Annotated in this window: 11 protein-coding genes and 1 other RNA gene; 3 read left to right on the forward strand and 9 right to left on the reverse strand. The window is 71.4% G+C overall.

Annotation, left to right across the window (positions count from 1 at the left end; genetic code table 11):
• Positions 1-142 precede the first annotated feature (142 nt).
• From ssrA to ftsE, 5 genes are all read right to left on the reverse strand, one after another.
• Positions 143-531, reverse strand: a transfer-messenger RNA (tmRNA) gene (gene ssrA, locus ABXJ52_RS14395).
• Between the two features lie 131 nt (positions 532-662).
• The gene (gene smpB, locus ABXJ52_RS14400; RefSeq protein ID WP_160505334.1) at positions 663-1,184 is read right to left on the reverse strand and encodes an SsrA-binding protein SmpB; all 522 of its coding nucleotides are present in this window, start codon (positions 1,182-1,184) and stop codon (positions 663-665) included.
• A gap of 18 nt (positions 1,185-1,202) precedes the next feature.
• Entirely contained in the window at positions 1,203-2,384 is a 1,182-nt protein-coding gene (locus ABXJ52_RS14405; protein WP_367042442.1) for a S41 family peptidase, read from the reverse strand.
• A 78-nt stretch (positions 2,385-2,462) separates the two neighbouring features.
• Positions 2,463-3,380 (reverse strand): permease-like cell division protein FtsX, encoded by a 918-nt coding sequence (ftsX, locus tag ABXJ52_RS14410; RefSeq protein WP_367042445.1) that lies wholly within the window; start codon positions 3,378-3,380, stop codon positions 2,463-2,465.
• Positions 3,381-3,423: 43 nt separating this feature from the next.
• Entirely contained in the window at positions 3,424-4,113 is a 690-nt protein-coding gene (gene ftsE / locus ABXJ52_RS14415) for a cell division ATP-binding protein FtsE (protein ID WP_030788113.1), read from the reverse strand.
• A gap of 240 nt (positions 4,114-4,353) precedes the next feature.
• Between ftsE and ABXJ52_RS14420 the strand changes: the two genes are divergently transcribed.
• Positions 4,354-4,545 carry a hypothetical protein gene (locus ABXJ52_RS14420; RefSeq protein ID WP_160505338.1) on the forward strand — a complete coding sequence of 64 codons (192 nt, stop codon included), beginning with the start codon at positions 4,354-4,356 and terminating at the stop codon, positions 4,543-4,545.
• A 115-nt stretch (positions 4,546-4,660) separates the two neighbouring features.
• Here ABXJ52_RS14420 and ABXJ52_RS14425 read toward each other — a convergent pair whose 3' ends face one another.
• The 4 genes from ABXJ52_RS14425 to ABXJ52_RS14440 all read right to left on the reverse strand — a co-directional run bounded on the left by ABXJ52_RS14425 (position 4,661) and on the right by ABXJ52_RS14440 (position 10,601).
• On the reverse strand, positions 4,661-5,335 hold the full coding sequence (locus ABXJ52_RS14425; RefSeq protein WP_367042447.1) for a hypothetical protein: 675 nt from the start codon (positions 5,333-5,335) through the stop codon (positions 4,661-4,663).
• Positions 5,336-5,606: 271 nt separating this feature from the next.
• The gene (gene prfB / locus ABXJ52_RS14430; RefSeq protein ID WP_367042449.1) at positions 5,607-6,713 is read right to left on the reverse strand and encodes a peptide chain release factor 2; all 1,107 of its coding nucleotides are present in this window, start codon (positions 6,711-6,713) and stop codon (positions 5,607-5,609) included.
• A gap of 872 nt (positions 6,714-7,585) precedes the next feature.
• The gene (locus tag ABXJ52_RS14435) at positions 7,586-8,824 is read right to left on the reverse strand and encodes a serine/threonine-protein kinase (RefSeq protein ID WP_367042451.1); all 1,239 of its coding nucleotides are present in this window, start codon (positions 8,822-8,824) and stop codon (positions 7,586-7,588) included.
• Between the two features lie 142 nt (positions 8,825-8,966).
• Complete coding sequence (locus tag ABXJ52_RS14440; protein WP_367042453.1) at positions 8,967-10,601, reverse strand: serine/threonine-protein kinase; 1,635 nt, start codon at positions 10,599-10,601, stop codon at positions 8,967-8,969.
• A 425-nt stretch (positions 10,602-11,026) separates the two neighbouring features.
• Here ABXJ52_RS14440 and ABXJ52_RS14445 point away from each other — a divergent pair, with 425 nt between their 5' ends.
• Together ABXJ52_RS14445 and ABXJ52_RS14450 are read left to right on the forward strand one after the other, a co-directional pair.
• Entirely contained in the window at positions 11,027-14,251 is a 3,225-nt protein-coding gene (locus ABXJ52_RS14445; RefSeq protein WP_367042455.1) for an FHA domain-containing protein, read from the forward strand.
• A gap of 154 nt (positions 14,252-14,405) precedes the next feature.
• The gene (locus ABXJ52_RS14450; protein WP_367042456.1) at positions 14,406-15,800 is read left to right on the forward strand and encodes an ABC transporter substrate-binding protein; all 1,395 of its coding nucleotides are present in this window, start codon (positions 14,406-14,408) and stop codon (positions 15,798-15,800) included.
• Positions 15,801-15,803 lie beyond the last annotated feature (3 nt).

Below are 15,803 nucleotides of genomic sequence, written 5' to 3' on the forward strand. Positions count from 1 at the left end.
GTGCCGCCCGGCCGTTCGGGAACCTGCACTCGGTTGCAGTAACGAGTCACATGCCCAGAGGATGTGCCCCAGTGTTCCGTGCCCCGCACACGGAAAAAGCCCCCTGGCCTGGTGGCCAGGAGGCTTAGACCTCACATGGGAATTGTGGAGATGGCGGGAATCGAACCCGCGTCCAACGGTGCAAAAGGAGGGCTTCTCCGAGCGCAGTTCGCTTCGATTTTCTCGGCCCCGGAGATCTCGCGAACAAGTCTCCGACGGGCCCAGCCACTGTTTGATTTCCCATCGAACCCCGTGACCGGGCTCGATGGTTTAGTTCCCTAGATTATGCCAGGGTCCGGATCGGGAACACCCCCGGGCTGACACCCATTAAGGGTCCTTCACTCACTGCTAATTAAGCAGCGAGGGCGAAGGACTGGGAATCGCTCTTGGAATTGGCGATTATTGGTTGCGACATATGGTTTACGAGATCATTGCCGCTTCCTCGGCTCGCTTCCCCTGCTTCGACATCCGCTGTCGAAACCGATCATCCCCATGTTGTTTTTTCAATAGCCGCCCCGGCTGTGCGGGGCAGTGCCCATCGTACGTGACCAACGCCCGACGGGGCCAGCCAATTCCCGCGCGCCCCACCAGGACCCCTCCGGGACCCGCATGGAGCCCCGGGGCTAGGCGCTGCGCTGGCGCCGCTTGGCCGCCTCGATGGCGCGGTTCGTCTCGCGCAGGTCCTGCTTCTCCTTGAGCGTCTGACGCTTGTCGTACTCCTTCTTGCCCTTGGCAAGGGCGATCTCGACCTTGACCCGGCTGTCCTTGAAGTACAGGGCCAGGGGCACGATCGTGTGACCCGTCTCCTGCGACTTGGACTCCAGCTTGTCGATCTCCGCGCGGTGCAGCAGCAGCTTGCGCTTACGCGTGGCGGAGTGGTTGGTCCACGTGCCCTGCACGTACTCCGGGACGTGGATGTTGTGCAGCCACGCCTCGCCGTGGTCGATGTGCACGAAGCCGTCCACCAGGGAGGCCCTGCCCATCCGCAGCGACTTGACCTCGGTGCCCATGAGCACCAGGCCGCACTCGTACGTGTCCAGGATGTGGTAGTCGTGCCGCGCCTTCTTGTTCTGCGCGACCATCTTCTTGCTGGGGGCCTTCTCGGCGGCCTTGGCAGCCTTGCGCTTTACCTTTTCCTTCGCCATAGTGCGGCCATTTTCGCACTACGAGGGGGGTCCGAGGCCAGTCAATACTGTCTCGGCCCGCATCTCGGCGCCGTCCTCGACCTCCAGGTCCGGCGTGATGCCCCTGCCGTCGACCGCCTGCCCCGAAGGAGTGCGGTAGTGCCCGACCGTCAGTTCGGCGACCGAGCCGTCGGGCAGCCGGCTCGGCATCTGGACCGAGCCCTTGCCGAACGTCTTCGAGCCCACCACGACCGCGCGGCCACGGTCCTGCAAGGCGCCCGTGAGGAGTTCGGCCGCGCTCATCGTGCCGCCGTCGACCAGCGCGACCACCGGCTTGGTGGTGTCACCGCCCCGCTGGGCGTGCAGGGCCTTCTGCCGACCCCGTACGTCATACGTCGCCACCAGACCGCCGTCCACAAGCCCCGAGGCCGCCGTGACCGCCTCCGACACCAGGCCCCCTGAGTTGCCGCGCAGGTCGAGCAAAATCCCGGCGCCCTCGGGCGCCTCACGCACCGCGGACCGCACCCGCTCGCCGGCCCCCTTGGTGAAGGCCTCGACCTTGATCATGACGGCGCCGCTCGCGAGCTGCGTGACCGTGACGGAGTCCGTGGAGAGGCGGGCCCGGTGCAGTGTCTCGGTCCACGCGCGCGTGCCCCGCGCCAGGCCGAGCTCGACCGGGGTGCCGGCGCGGGCGCCGCGCAGCAGGGACACGACCTCGGTGACGGGCCGTCCCGCCACGCGCTTGCCGTCGATGCTCCTGAGCCGATCGCCCTCGCGGATGCCGGCCTGATCGGCGGGGCCGCCGTGCTGGACCCTGGAGACCTCGATGCGCCCGTCCTCCGCACGCCGCGCCCAGAGACCGACACCGGTGTACGCGCCGTCGAGGGCCTGCTCGAACTCGCGGTACTCCCCGGGGGAGTACACCGAACCCCAGCGGTCGCCGCTGCGGCTGACGACTTCCTCCGCGGCCTTCTTGCCGGACTTGCCGTCCGCCATCGCCTCGGCCGCCGCGTCGGCGGCCTGGTCGGCGGCGTCACCGGACGAGGCGACGGAACGGGTGGACGGCGCGGGCGACTTCCGGCCTTCCCCGGAGGCCTCGCTCCAGGACCCCGTGGCCGCGCCGGTGGCGAGCACGCTCGCGAACACCAATGTCAGGGCCGCCCCGCGGCGGATACGGCGGGGCCGGGAGAGCAGTTCACACAACCGGTCGGGGCCTGACATGCCGGTGAGTCTAGGACAACGAAGGGCGCCGCACGGCCGGTTGAACCGCACAGCGCCCTTCGGAACAGGCGGGTCTTGTCACACCTTGAGGTACTTGCGCAACGCGAAGAACGCCGCAAGCGCGGGCATCAGCAGACCGATGGCGAGCACCAGCGGCAGCTTGGTCAACACCGCGTCCCACCCGATGAAGTCGATGAGATTCATCTTCTCGGAGAGCGCGAGGCCGTGGTCGATGAGGAAGTACCGCCCCACGAGAAGCATCCCGCAGGCGAGAGCGCCACCGATGAGCCCGGCGACGGCGGCCTCCATGATGAACGGCATCTGGATGTAGAAGCTGGACGCGCCGACGAGCCGCATGATGCCGGTTTCACGTCTGCGGCTGAACGCCGATACGCGCACGGTGTTGACGATCAGCATCAGCGCGACGACGAGCATCAGCGCCATCACCGCGAGCGCCGCCCAGTTCATGCCGTTGAGCAGCTCGAAGAGGCTGTCCAGAGTGTCCTTCTGGTCCTCCACGGACTGCACGCCGTCACGCCCGGAGAAGGCGGTGGCGACGACCTGGTACTTCTCCGGGTCCTTCAGCTTGACGCGGTACGACTCCTGCATCTGGTCCGGCGTGAGGGAGCTGGACAGCGGGGAGTCGCCGAACTGCTCCTTGTAGTGCTTGTACGCCTGGTCGGCCGATTCGTACTGCACCGTGTCGACGACGGGCATCTTCTTCAGATCGGTCTTGATCTGGTCCTTCTGCTCGTTCGTCACCGCGCCCTTGGCGCACTTGGGGTCCTGCTCCGCGTCCCCCTTGTTGCAGAGGTAGATCGAGACGTTGACCTTGTCGTACCAGTAGCCCTTCATCGTGCTCACCTGGTCACGCATGAGCAGCGAGCCGCCGAACAGAGCGAGCGAGAGCGCTACGGAGACGATGACCGCGAAGGTCATCGTGAGATTACGGCGGAGACCGACGCCGATCTCCGACAGGACGAACTGGGCGCGCATGGCTCCCTTTCAGTGGATCAGTGCGATGGATCAGTACGGGTCGTCAGTGCTGGTAGCCGTAGACGCCGCGCGACTGGTCGCGGACGAGACGGCCCTTCTCCAGCTCGATGACCCGCTTGCGCATCTGGTCCACGATCTGCTGGTCGTGGGTCGCCATGACGACGGTCGTGCCGGTCCGGTTGATCCGGTCGAGCAGCTTCATGATGCCGACCGACGTCTGCGGGTCGAGGTTGCCGGTCGGCTCGTCGGCGATGAGGAGCTTCGGCCGGTTGACGAAGGCGCGTGCGATCGCCACCCGCTGCTGCTCACCACCGGAGAGCTCGCCGGGCATCCGGTCCTCCTTGCCGCCGAGTCCGACGAGGTCGAGGACCTGGGGCACGGACTTGCGGATCTCGCCGCGGGACTTGCCGATGACTTCCTGCGCGAAGGCGACGTTCTCGCCCACGGTCTTGTTCGGAAGGAGGCGGAAGTCCTGGAAGACGGTGCCCAACTGGCGCCGCATGTGGGGCACCTTGAAGTTGGAGAGGCGCGCGAGGTCCTTGCCGAGGACGTGCACCTGGCCGTGGCTGGTGCGCTCCTCGCGCAGGACCAACCGCAGGAAGGTGGACTTTCCGGAGCCGGAGGAGCCCACCAGGAAGACGAACTCGCCCTTCTCGATCTCCAGGGAGACATCCCGGAGGGCGGGCCGGGTCTGCTTGGGGTAGGCCTTGGAGACGTTGTCGAATCGGATCACGGATGCACCACGGGTCGCCGGGGGTAGGTGAGCGTGACCATACGCGAAGCCGGTACGCGAGCGCAGTCAGCGTCCTGAGTTGCGCGAATTGTCGCGGATATACCACGGAACGTAACAGTCTGAAACCGGCGAGGACAGGCGGGCCGCGCCGAAATTCGTGGAAGCTGGCACAGTGGTAGGGGGAACGGTTGGGTTCCCTCCAGCGTTGGGCAGGCTGTAACTGTGCGGGAGGAGGAGCGCATGACCCATGACAGGTTGGTGTGCGCGAACTGCGCGGGGCCCGTGAGTGAAGGCCGCTGCCCCGTCTGCCGGGCCAGCCGCGAGCGCCTGCAGCAGGAGGGACCGTTCGGCGGTCTCAGCCCTGCGGCCCTGATAGGGGTGCTTGTCGTGCTGATCGCGGCGGTGGCTCTGCTGGCGCACCAGACCGCTTAGCGCGCCAGAAGGCGCGTCCCAGAACGCCCAGAAGGGCCCGGAGCTGGCTGCTCCGGGCCCTTCTGTCATGTCATGCGCCACGCACGGTCCCGTACGCGGATGCCGTCGCCCTGGATCAGGCGGCCGCGCCGCGGTTGCCGACGAAGCGCGGCAGGATGCGGAAGCCGATACCGCCGGCGATCATCGTCGCGGCGCCGATCAGCAGGAACGTGGTCTCGGCGGCGCCCGTCTCGGCGAGCTCGCCCTTGTCGGCCTGGTCACCCTGCTCGACCGGGGCGGAACCCGTGTCGGTCAGGCTGTCCTTGCCCTTGCCCTGCTCGACGGGGTTGGAGCCGCCGTCGGGGTTGTTGTCGTTGCCACCGGTGCCGCTGCCACCGGTGCCGTTGCCGTTACCGGGGTCGCTCGGGTCCTCGGTGGGCGTACCCGGGTCCGTCGGGTCCTCGGTGGGCTCCGTGGGCTCCTCGGTGGGCTCCGTGGGCTCCTCCGTGGGCTCGGTCGGCTCCTCCGTGGGCTCGGTCGGCTCCGGGTCCTCGGTGGGCTCGGTCGGGTCCGGGTCCTCGGGGATGCCCGTCGGCTCGGTGGGACCGGCGGTCGGCTCGTCGTCGTCCTCGCCGATGCCGACGTCGACACCGATGCCGTCCTCGTCGGCGCTGGCGCTGGCGCTCGCGCCGCCGAGGTCGACACCCACGTCGAGGGCCGAGGCGGCACCGGCGGCGGTCAGCGAAGCGCCGGCGGCGATCACCGCACCGGCCGCTATTCGCGCTACGCGGATCCGCGTCTTCTTGGTCATCTGGCTGCTACCCCCAGTAGCTGAATCGTCAGTGAGGCAGCGTCCGGGACTGCGTTCGTCAGGAGCGCTGCTGTCCGCCCCCACAGATCACACGCGCCCCAGAGATACGCATGCCGCTCGCTAGCCTTTCCAGTTTCCCCAGACACGTCAAGGTCGTTGCGTACGCGATGTCTGAAATAGCAGCAGTTGACCGGCCTACGGAGATGTGACTGTGACGTAAAAGGCAACTGCCGCCTCATGGGCGGCAGTTGCCTTGTCGATAAAGCGGCGCTTACTTCTCCTGCTGCTTGCGCCAGCGAATTCCGGCTTCGAGGAAGCCGTCGATCTCGCCGTTGAACACGGACTCGGGGTTGCCCACTTCGCACTCCGTGCGCAGGTCCTTGACCATTTGGTACGGGTGCAGGACGTACGAACGCATCTGGTTGCCCCAGGAGTTGCCGCCGTCCCCCTTGAGGGCGTTCATCTTCGCCTGCTCCTCCTGGCGGCGGCGCTCGAGGAGCTTGGCCTGGAGGACGTTCATCGCGCTCGCCTTGTTCTGGATCTGCGAGCGCTCGTTCTGACAGGAGACGACGATGCCGGTGGGGATGTGCGTCAGGCGGACCGCGGAGTCGGTCGTGTTGACGCCCTGGCCGCCGGGGCCGGACGAGCGGTAGACGTCGATACGCAGCTCGGACTCGTCGATCTCGATGTGGTCGGTCTGCTCGACCACCGGGAGGATCTCGACTCCGGCGAAGGAGGTCTGGCGGCGCCCCTGGTTGTCGAAGGGCGAGATGCGGACGAGACGGTGCGTGCCCTGCTCGACCGAGAGCGTGCCGTACGCGTACGGGACCTGGACGGCGAAGGTGGTCGACTTGATGCCGGCCTCTTCCGCGTACGAGGTTTCGTAGAGCTCCGTCTTGTAGCCATGGCGCTCGGCCCACCGCAGGTACATGCGCTGCAGCTTCTCGGCGAAGTCGGAGGCGTCGACGCCGCCGGCCTCCGCGCGGATGGTGACGAGCGCCTCACGCGCGTCGTACTCCCCGGAGAGGAGCGTGCGGACCTCCATCTCGTCCAGCGCCTTCTTGACGGCCGTGAGCTCGGTCTCGGCCTCGGCGCGGGTGTCCGGGTCGTCCTCCTCCTCGGCCATCTCGAAGAGCACGCTGAGGTCGTCGATACGCCCGCGCAGGGCCTCGGCCTTCCGCACCTCCGCCTGGAGGTGGCTCAGCTTGCTGGTGATCTTCTGTGCCGCTTCCGGGTCGTCCCACAGGGACGGCGCGGCCGCCTGCTCCTCGAGCACGGCGATGTCTGCCCTCAGCTTGTCGAGGTCCAGGACGGCCTCGATCGACTCCATGGTCGAGGAGAGGGACTTGAGCTCTTCGGATACATCGACGACTGCCACGGGACCAGCCTAACGGCTGGACGCAAGCGGTCGGGCCCCCCGGCCTGGGGGGCAGCTTTCCTCTGGCCCCTGGGCCTGCCGCGCGGGTCCTGGCCGGGGGCATCCCCGCTCGGCGGCACGCCTGCCCTCCGGCGGGCGCGGAGGCCCTCCGCTCGGCGGTACGCCCGCCCTCCGCCGGGCGCGGAGACCCTCCGCTCGGCGGCACGCCCGCCCTCCGCCGGGCGCGGAGACCCTCCGCTCGGCGGTACGCATGCCGTCCGGCGGGCGCGGAGACCCTCCGCTCGGCGGTACGCATGCCGTCCGGCGGGCGGCTGGGGTCGGTCTGGGCCGCCGCTTCGCGGCGGATCTCTCCCGCCCACCCACCCGATCACCCCGCAGTCGCCCCGTCGTCGCCCTTACCCGGGGCGCTCGGGCGGGGGCGGGCGGGAGACCCCGGTGCCGCTCACGCGGGTACCGAGGTGGCGCCGGTGACCGGGTGGGCGGGATGCCCCGGGCCCGCTGACACCGGTACCGACGTGGTGCCGGGTGATCGGGTGGGTGGGCGGGAGGCTCCCGTGCCGCTCACGCCGGTACCGATGTGGCACCGGTGACCGGGCGGGTGGGATGCCCCGGGCCCGCTGACACCGGTACCGACGTGGTGCCGGGTGGGCGGGAGACCCCGGTGCCGCTCACGCCGGTACCGATGTGGCGCCGGTGACCGGGCGGGCGGGATGCCCCGGGCCCGCTCACACCGGTACCGACGTGGCGCCGGGTGATCGGGCGGGCGGGTGGGAGACTCCGGTGCCGCTCACACCGGTACCGATGTGGCGCCGGTGGCCGGGCGGAGGCATTCGGCGCGGAGCGGCGGGACTGGGGCCCAGAATGAGGGAGGGTCAGGGCGCCGAAGGGGCGGAGTTCTTCGTGTCCTGGGGGGTTCCGTTCGCGTCGTCACCGTTCGTGGCCGCCCACGTACCGATCCCGGCTGCAGCGACGAGCACCGCTCCCGCCACGCCCAGCGTGATCCTGCGGCGGCGGGCGGAGGAGCGGTGGCGGGCCGAGCCGGGGCGGGCGGAGCCGGAGGCGCGGGGAGCGCGGGCCGTGCCTCGGGCGCCCCCGGCGAGCTCGTCGGGCCCCGGGACCCGCATGGAGGTGTGGGTGTCGCGGTTCGAGTCGGGGGACGAGGCGGGGACCAGGGGGACCGCCCCGCGCCGGGGCGCGCCCGGAGCCGCCGCCGGAGGGGCCGGCTCGTCCTCCGCCTCCTCGGGCGGCGCCTCCGTGTCCGGCTCGTCCACGTCCAGCGGCGGCATCCCCGCCACGAGCGACTGCAGCTCCCGCAGCCGCGCCGCGAGCTCCGAGGCCCGCAGACGGGACGCCGGGGCCTTCGCCAGGCACTGGACCATCAGCTGCCACAGCTCGTCCGGGATACCAGGGAGGGGGACGACCGTTTCTGTCACGTGGCGGCGCAGGACCGCTCCGGGGTGGCCTCCCCCGAAGGGGGTGAAGCCCGCGAGCAGCTCGTACAGGACCGTGGCGAGGGCGTAGATGTCGACGGCCGCGCGCGGGGGCAGGCCCTCGATGATCTCCGGGGCGAGGTAGTCCGGCGTACCGATGATCTTCGTCGCGCGGGTCCTGCGCGGGGAGTCGATCAGCTTGGCGACGCCGAAGTCCGTGAGCAGGGCGGGGTGCGAGCCCCCGGGGCCCAGCGGTCCCTGCATGTCGAGCAGGACGTTCTCCGGCTTCACGTCACGGTGCACGATCCCCGCCGCGTGCGCCGCCGCGAGGCCGTCCGCCACGTCGGCCACGATCGCCACCGCCGCCTCCGGAGCGAGGCGGCGCTCGCGGTCGAGGCGGGTACGCAGGTCCGTGCCGCGGACGAGGTCCATGACCAGGGCGAGATCGTTCCCGTCGACCACCAGGTCGTGGACGCCCACCACGCGCGCGTGGTCGAGGCTGAGCAGGGCCGTGCGCTCCTGGACGAAGCGGCCGACCAGCTCCTGGTCGGACGCGAGGTCCTCGCGCAGCAGCTTGATGGCGACGGGACCCTCGGGTCCCTCGCCGAGCCACACCGTGCCGGCGCTGCCCCGACCAAGGATCTGGTGGGCGGTGTACCGGCTGCCGATCTTGCGTGCCAAGACTGCTCCTACGGATGCGTGTTGGCGACAAAACTACGCGGCCTCGACGCCAACCTTCACTCCAGGAGCAGAAATCACCCCGCAGGTGTCGACAAATCCCCAGAGTCGGGAGGGGATTCGCCCACCACTGTCCGCCGGACGGCTACTTGCCGCCCAGTTTGCCCATCCAGCCGGAGACCGTGTCGTACCAGTCCGTCAGCTGTTCCCAGTAGCCCTTCGTCGTGCCGATCCACTCCTGGAGCGGGCTCAGCTCCCAGACGAGCCAGCTCGCCACGAAGAGGATGATCAGCGTGAAGAGGCAACCCTTGAGGCAGCCGAGACCCGGGATCTTCATGCGGTTCGGGTTCGAGCCGCGCTGCCTGGGCTCACGCGGCGGCCGGCCCGCGGGCGGCTGCTGGGGCGGCGTCTGCTGCGGCGGCGCGTACTGCTGACGCTGCGGCTGCTGGGGCTGCTGCGGCTGGGGCGCGTACTGCTGACGCTGCTGCTGCGGCGCGTACTGCTGGGGACGCTGCTGGGGCTGCGGCTGCTGCACCTGGCGCTGGGGACGCCGGCGGCGCAGCGGGTCGTCGTTCGGGTCCAGGTACGACTGGACCTGCGTCTGGTCGTTGCGGTCCCGCGCGGCCCGCATCTGGTTCTGCCAGGGGTGCGGGTCGTTCGGGTCGGCTCCGGGCTGGTTCGGCGGCACCGGCGGCATGACGGCCGTCGGGTCGGCGGCGCCGCGGTTGCCCGCGTCCCCCGCGCCGGGGCCCGCGCCGGTGTTCTGCATGACGCTCGTCGCCGCGTTCGGGTCGTACGAGCCCGCGTTGTTCGGGAGCACCTGGGTGGGATCGGCGGCTCCGGCCGTCCCCGGCACCATGGCGGGGTCCGGGTCGGGCATCAGGAGGGCGCCCACGCCCTCCGCCGCGGCGATCTGCGCGCTGGACGCGTGCACACCCACGCCGTCCGCGACGGCCCGCAGGCCGCGCGCGAGGTTCTCGGCGCTCGGGCGGTGGTCGGGGTTCTTGCTGAGGCAGCGCTCTATGACCGTCCACAGCGGGTCCGGGACCGTGGAGGGGCGGCGCGGTTCGGCGCTCAGGTGCTGGTGCAGCACTTCCAGGGCCGAGCCGCCGCCGAAGGGCGGGCGTCCGGTGACGAGCTCGTACAGGAGGATGCCCGCGCCGTAGATGTCGACCGCGCTGGTCTGCGGGCGGCCCTCGGCGGACTCGGGCGCCACGTACGCGGGCGTGCCGACGAACTCGTGGGTGCGGGTCAGGCCCGGTGAGTCGGCGAGGCGCGCGATGCCGAAGTCGGTGAGCATCGGGTGCATCGCGCCGTCGGCGTCCTGCTTGAGCAGGACGTTCGCGGGCTTCAGGTCCCGGTGCACGACCCCGTCCGCGTGACTCGCGGCGAGGGCGTCGGCGATCTGGGCGGTCATGAGGGCCGCCGCGACCGGCGTGAGCGGGCCGTTCTCGCGGAGGTAGCGGTGCAGGTCAGGGCCCTCCACCAGGTCCATGACGAGCGCCAGGAGCTCCCCCTCGACGACCAGGTCACGGGTCCGCACGATGTTCGGGTGCGTGAGCCTGAGCAGGACGGATCGCTCGCGGAGGAACCGCATCACGATGTCCGCGTCGTTGGCGAGCTCCTCCTTGAGGACCTTGATCGCGACGGTCTCGCCGGGCTGGCCGGCGACGGCCGCCTCCGCACCCGCGGTCTCGCGCTGGCGGGCTCGCCAGACGGTGCCCGTGGCGCCGCGCCCGAGCGGCTCCTCGAGCAGGTACTTGCTGCCTACCGGCCGCACGTCATGCTCCCTGCTGATCTGCTGATCTGGCTGGTGTGTCCGGACCCGGCTACCCGCCGGAAGATGTTCCGACCCACTGTAATGCCGCCGAACGGGGCACCGGCCGGTCACATTCCGCCCCGGCCGCCGGGTGACCGGATAGCTGTTCGGTGGAAAGACGCCTCATGGATGCCGTTGGTTGCCGAATGGCGTCGAATTGACCTTCGTCACGATGAGATGACCGGCGATCGCAACGGTCCAAGCAGGCACTTTTCCGAGCAGAGCCGACCAATCAAGATCACTTACGGGTGGCCGCCGGGCGTGTTGTCAGTGGCAGGTGCGAGGATGCTTGTCTGTTACTGGCCGACGTGGCCGTGTGCGGTGGGGGGAATCACAGCGCGAGTCCCCGTGCCCTGCGGCAAGGGCAGAAGGGACCGCTGACGGCGATGCAGATCCGGCTGACCGTCCTCGGGCCGCGCAGCGGCCAGACCGCCGAGCCCCATGGCCGCCCCGCCGTGCCCCGCGGCGCCAGTGACGTGCTGGTCACCGCCCCGGCGGGGACCGCTCTCGCCACGGTCGCCTCCGGTCTCGCCGCCGCCGTCGCGGGCGGCGAAGGCCCCCTCGTCCTGTACGCGGATTCGGAGCGCCTCGACACCCAGCGCTGCACCCTCGGGGAGCCCCCGCTGATAGACGGAGCGGTGCTCTCGCTCGGCTCCCCCGCCGAGCCAGGACCCGAACTGGCCGGAGCCGCCGCCCAGTTGCACGTGGTCGCGGGCCCCGACGCGGGCGGTGTGCACCTCCTGCACGGCGGCCAGATCCGGGTCGGCCGCTCGGCGGACGCGGACGTCCCGCTGGACGACCCGGACGTCTCGCGGCTGCACTGCGCGGTGACGCTCACCCCGGACGGCCAGGTCACCGTCACGGACCTCGGATCCACGAACGGCACGACGGTGGACGGCCACGAGATCACCGACCACCCGGTGCGCCTGACCCCCGGCTCCCTGCTGCGGCTCGGCGAGTCCGCGCTGCGCTTCACCGCCGGCGACGGGACAGGAGGCGCGCTGCCGACAGCCCCGGACGGCGAGGGGCACGTGCGCGTGCGGGTCGCCGCGAGCGCCGAAGCCACCCGCGGCGCGCCCCCGGAAGCGGGCGGCACGCCTGCTTCCGGCACCCACCATGCGTACGGCTCCGCGGGCTGGGGCGCATCGGGCGAGGAGAGCCAGGGCGGCGCCTTCGGGCAGACGCCCCTCGGCGAAGTGCCGCTCGTGCCCCAGCAGGGCGGCGCCCCGGATGCCGAGAGCACCCGCGTCGGCACCCCCGCGCGCGGGACGCCCGTGCCGCGCACGCTCCGCAAGCGGGGCTCCCTGTCGTCCTGGGCCCGGCGGCTGACAGGCGCCCGCGACGACGATTATGGACCGGCGGGCCACGAAAACGATGCTTACGGGACCGGGAGCGCCGCCATCGCCCCGAAGCCGGCGGCCCCCACCCCGGAGGACCTCGCGGTGGCCGCCGCCGCGCGGACCCCGGAGTCCTGGCCCGACCCCGCGGCCCTGCTGCTCACGGCGCTGGGCCCGGGCCCACGCCTCTGGGAGCGCGGCCCCGGCCACCCCGAGGCACTCGCGGTCCGGCTCGGCACGGTGGACCGCGCGGCCCCGGACGAGCGGGGCCTGCTGCCCGCCGTCCCCGTGACCGTCAGCCTGCGGGAGGCGGGCGCGCTCGGCCTCGCGGGCCCGCGGGAGCGCCTGACGGGGCTCGCCCGCGCGGTCGTCGCCCAGCTCGCCGCGCTGCACTCCCCCGACGCCCTGGAGATCGTGCTGCTCAGCACGGACCGCGCACGGCCCGCGCCGGAGCGCGCCGCCGAGTGGTCCTGGCTCGGCTGGCTCCCGCACCTGCGGCCCACGCACGGCCAGGACTGCCGCCTCCTCCTTGCCTACGACCGGGAGCAGGCGGCAGCGCGCACGGGCGAGCTGCTGCGACGCCTCGACGACCACGTGGCGGACAGGGCATCCGTGACGGACAGCTCCGGCGGCACTTCCCCCGACCTCGACCCCGGCCCCGACCCCGGCCCCGGCCCCGGCCCCCGCACCGTAGTCGTGGTGGACGGCGATCCCGGGTCCGCAGGGCTGCGCGAAGCCGTGGTGCGCCTTACGCGGGAAGGGGCCGCCGCCGGCATCCATGTCGTCTGCCTGGCGGAGACCCCCGCGGCGTCGCCCGCCTCCCCGGTGTCGGCCACGTACGAAGCCGCCTGCTCCGTGGCGCCCGCCTTCCGCGCCTGCGGTGCCGTCGCGCTGCTCAGCGGTGACGTGGCCACCGCGCTGCGGCTGCTGCGGACCGTGGACGGGCAGCCCGCGGGGCGCGGCACGGTCGCCGCGGTGGACGCGGTGTCGCAGGCCTGGGCCGAGCGGTTCGCCCGCGCCCTCGCGCCTTTCCGCACGGACGGGTCGCCCGGCGACGGGCACGCGCGCGTGTCCGCACCGCTGCCCCAGATGGCCCGGCTCCTGGACGAGTTGGGACTCGCACGGGCCACCCCCGCGTCCCTGATGGCGCGGTGGGCGGCGGCCGCCGATGACTCCGACGCGCTGGGCGGGCGTGCCTGGACGGTCCTCGGGGCGGGCCCGCGCGGCCCCGTGGTCGTGGACCTCACCTCCGAAGGCCCGCATCTCCTGGCCGAGGGCCCTTCGGGCAGCGGTCGTACGGAGCTGTTGCGCTCCATCGCCGCCTCGCTGGCCGCGGCGGAGCGCCCGGACCGCCTCGGCATGGTCCTGATCGACGGGCGGGACAGCACGGGAAGTGGGGGCAGCGGCACGAACGGGGGGAACGTAAAGCTGGTCGAGGGCCTCGCGGTCTGCATGGACCTGCCGCACGTCACGACCCATCTCGCCGCCAACGACCCCGTGCGGATGCGGGAGTTCGCCCAGTCGCTGACCGCCGAACTGAAGCGCCGGGCCGAGCTGCTCGGACGGCTCGGGTTCACCGAGTGGCACGCGCAGCGCCCTTCGGCCGGCGCGGGCAGCGTGACAGGCGCGGGAAGCCTGGCGGGCGGGGGCGGCGTGGACACCGTGGTCGCCATGAGCCCCGGGGGCGATCTCGACCCGCCGCCGAGTTCCACGATGCGGCTGCGGCCCGCCGCCGCCCGCAAGGGGGCGGAGCCGGGACCCCCGCTGCCCCGTCTCGTCGTCCTCGTCGACGACTTCGACGCGCTGCTCTCGCCCGCTCTCGGGTCACCGGGGCGCCCCGCCGCGGGGTCCGTCGTGCGGGCGCTCGAAGCGGTGGCCCGGGACGGGGAGCGGCTCGGGGTGCATCTGGTGGCCACCACCGCGCGCAGTGAGCGGACCGCGGAGACGGAGCTGGGGCGGCGGGCGGCTCTGCGGATCGTCCTGGACGCCGTCACGCCGGGGCCGGAGGAGCCCGCCCCGGGGCGAGGAGAGCTCCGCACTGCCGATGGGCGGACAAGTCCCTTCCAGGCAGGACGAGTTACGGGCCGCATTCCTCGTACGTCCACGGTGCGGCCCACGGTGGTCCCCCTGGAGTGGGAGCGGATGGGCGACCCTCCGGCCCGTCGCCCGGTGCGCGAACTGGGCAACGGGCCAACGGACTTGGCGCTCCTGGCCAGCGCGTTGGAGCGCGCCGCCCGCTCCGTCGCCGCGGATCAGGTGCCGTCTCTGCTGTAACGCCCGCCCGGTGGGGATGCCCCGCAGGTCATGGCGCCACGTCACAACGCCATCACGATCACCGGGTTGACACTGTTTGCGCTCTTGCCGCCCCTCCCCGCGCGGGCGTAGACAGACCGCACGGCACTCGCCAGGGCAGAGAAACGGGGCAGTGATGCGCAGCAGTCTTCGATCACGCAGGACACCGCAACACCGGCGTACCACGGCCAAGTTCGCCGCGGCCTTCGTCGCGGGCGCGCTCGCGCTCACCGTCACCGCGTGCGGCGGGGACGACGGCGGGGAGAAGGACAGCGGGGACAAGGGCGGCGGCAAGGAGGACGGCGCCACGGTCCAGCTGCCCAAGCTGGACGGGCAGACCGTCTCCGTCTCCGCCGTCTGGGGCGGCTCGGAGCGGAAGGTCTTCCTCAAGGTCCTCGACGAGTTCGAGAAGCGGACCGGGGCCAAGGTCACCTTCGTACCGGCCCAGGACCCCATCATCAGCTTCCTGGAGTCGAAGGTCGCGGGCGGCCAGCCGCCGGACGTCGCGATGCTTCCGCAGGTCGGCGCGATCGAGCAGGCCGTGGAGAACAAGTGGGCCAAGCCGGTCGGGCCCGAGGCGCAGAAGCAGCTCGACAAGAACTACGCGCAGGGCTGGCAGGACCTCGGAACCGTCGACGACAAGCAGTACGGCGTGTACTTCAAGGCGGCCAACAAGTCCCTGGTCTGGTACAACACCCAGGTCTTCGACAACGCGGGCGCCAAGGCACCCAAGACGTGGGACGACTTCGTGAAGACGGCCCAGACCGTGTACGACTCCGGCGTACCGCCGGTCTCGGTCGCGGGCGCCGACGGCTGGACCCTCACCGACTGGTTCGAGAACATCTACCTCTCGCAGGCGGGCCCGGAGAAGTACGACGACCTCGCCGAGCACGAGATCAAGTGGACGGACCCCTCCGTGAAGGAGGCGCTGACCACGCTCGGCGAGATCTTCGGCAAGAAGGGCTTCGTCGCGGGCGGCGCCGACAAGGCGCTGCAGACCGAGTTCCCCGCCTCCGTGAAGCAGACGTTCACCGGCGGCGACCAGCCGAAGGCGGGCATGGTCTTCGAGGGCGACATGGTCTCGCTGCCGATCTCGGAGACGAAGGCGAAGATCGGCACGGACGCCAAGGTGTTCCCCTTCCCGGCGGTCGGCGACGAGTCCCCCGCGGTCGTCGGCGGTGACGCAGCCGTGGCGCTGAAGGACAGCAAGGGCGCCCAGGCTCTGCTCACGTTCCTCGCGTCACCGGACTCGGCCAAGATCTGGGCGGAGTCGGGCGGTTTCGTCTCCCCGAACAAGGAGCTCGACCTGGCGGCGTACCCGAACGACGTGCAGCGTGACATCGCCAAGGCGCTGATCGCGGCCGGTGACGACATCCGCTTCGACATGTCCGACCAGGCCCCGCAGGCCTTCGGCGGCACGCCCGGCAAGGGCGAGTGGAAGGCGCTGCAGGACTTCCTGAAGAACCCCAAGGACGTGGCGGGCACGCAGAAGGCGCTGGAGACGGCCGCCGCCGCGGCCTACAAGGACTGACCC

This window comes from Streptomyces sp. Je 1-332 (genome assembly GCF_040730185.1).
Lineage (GTDB): Bacteria > Actinomycetota > Actinomycetes > Streptomycetales > Streptomycetaceae > Streptomyces.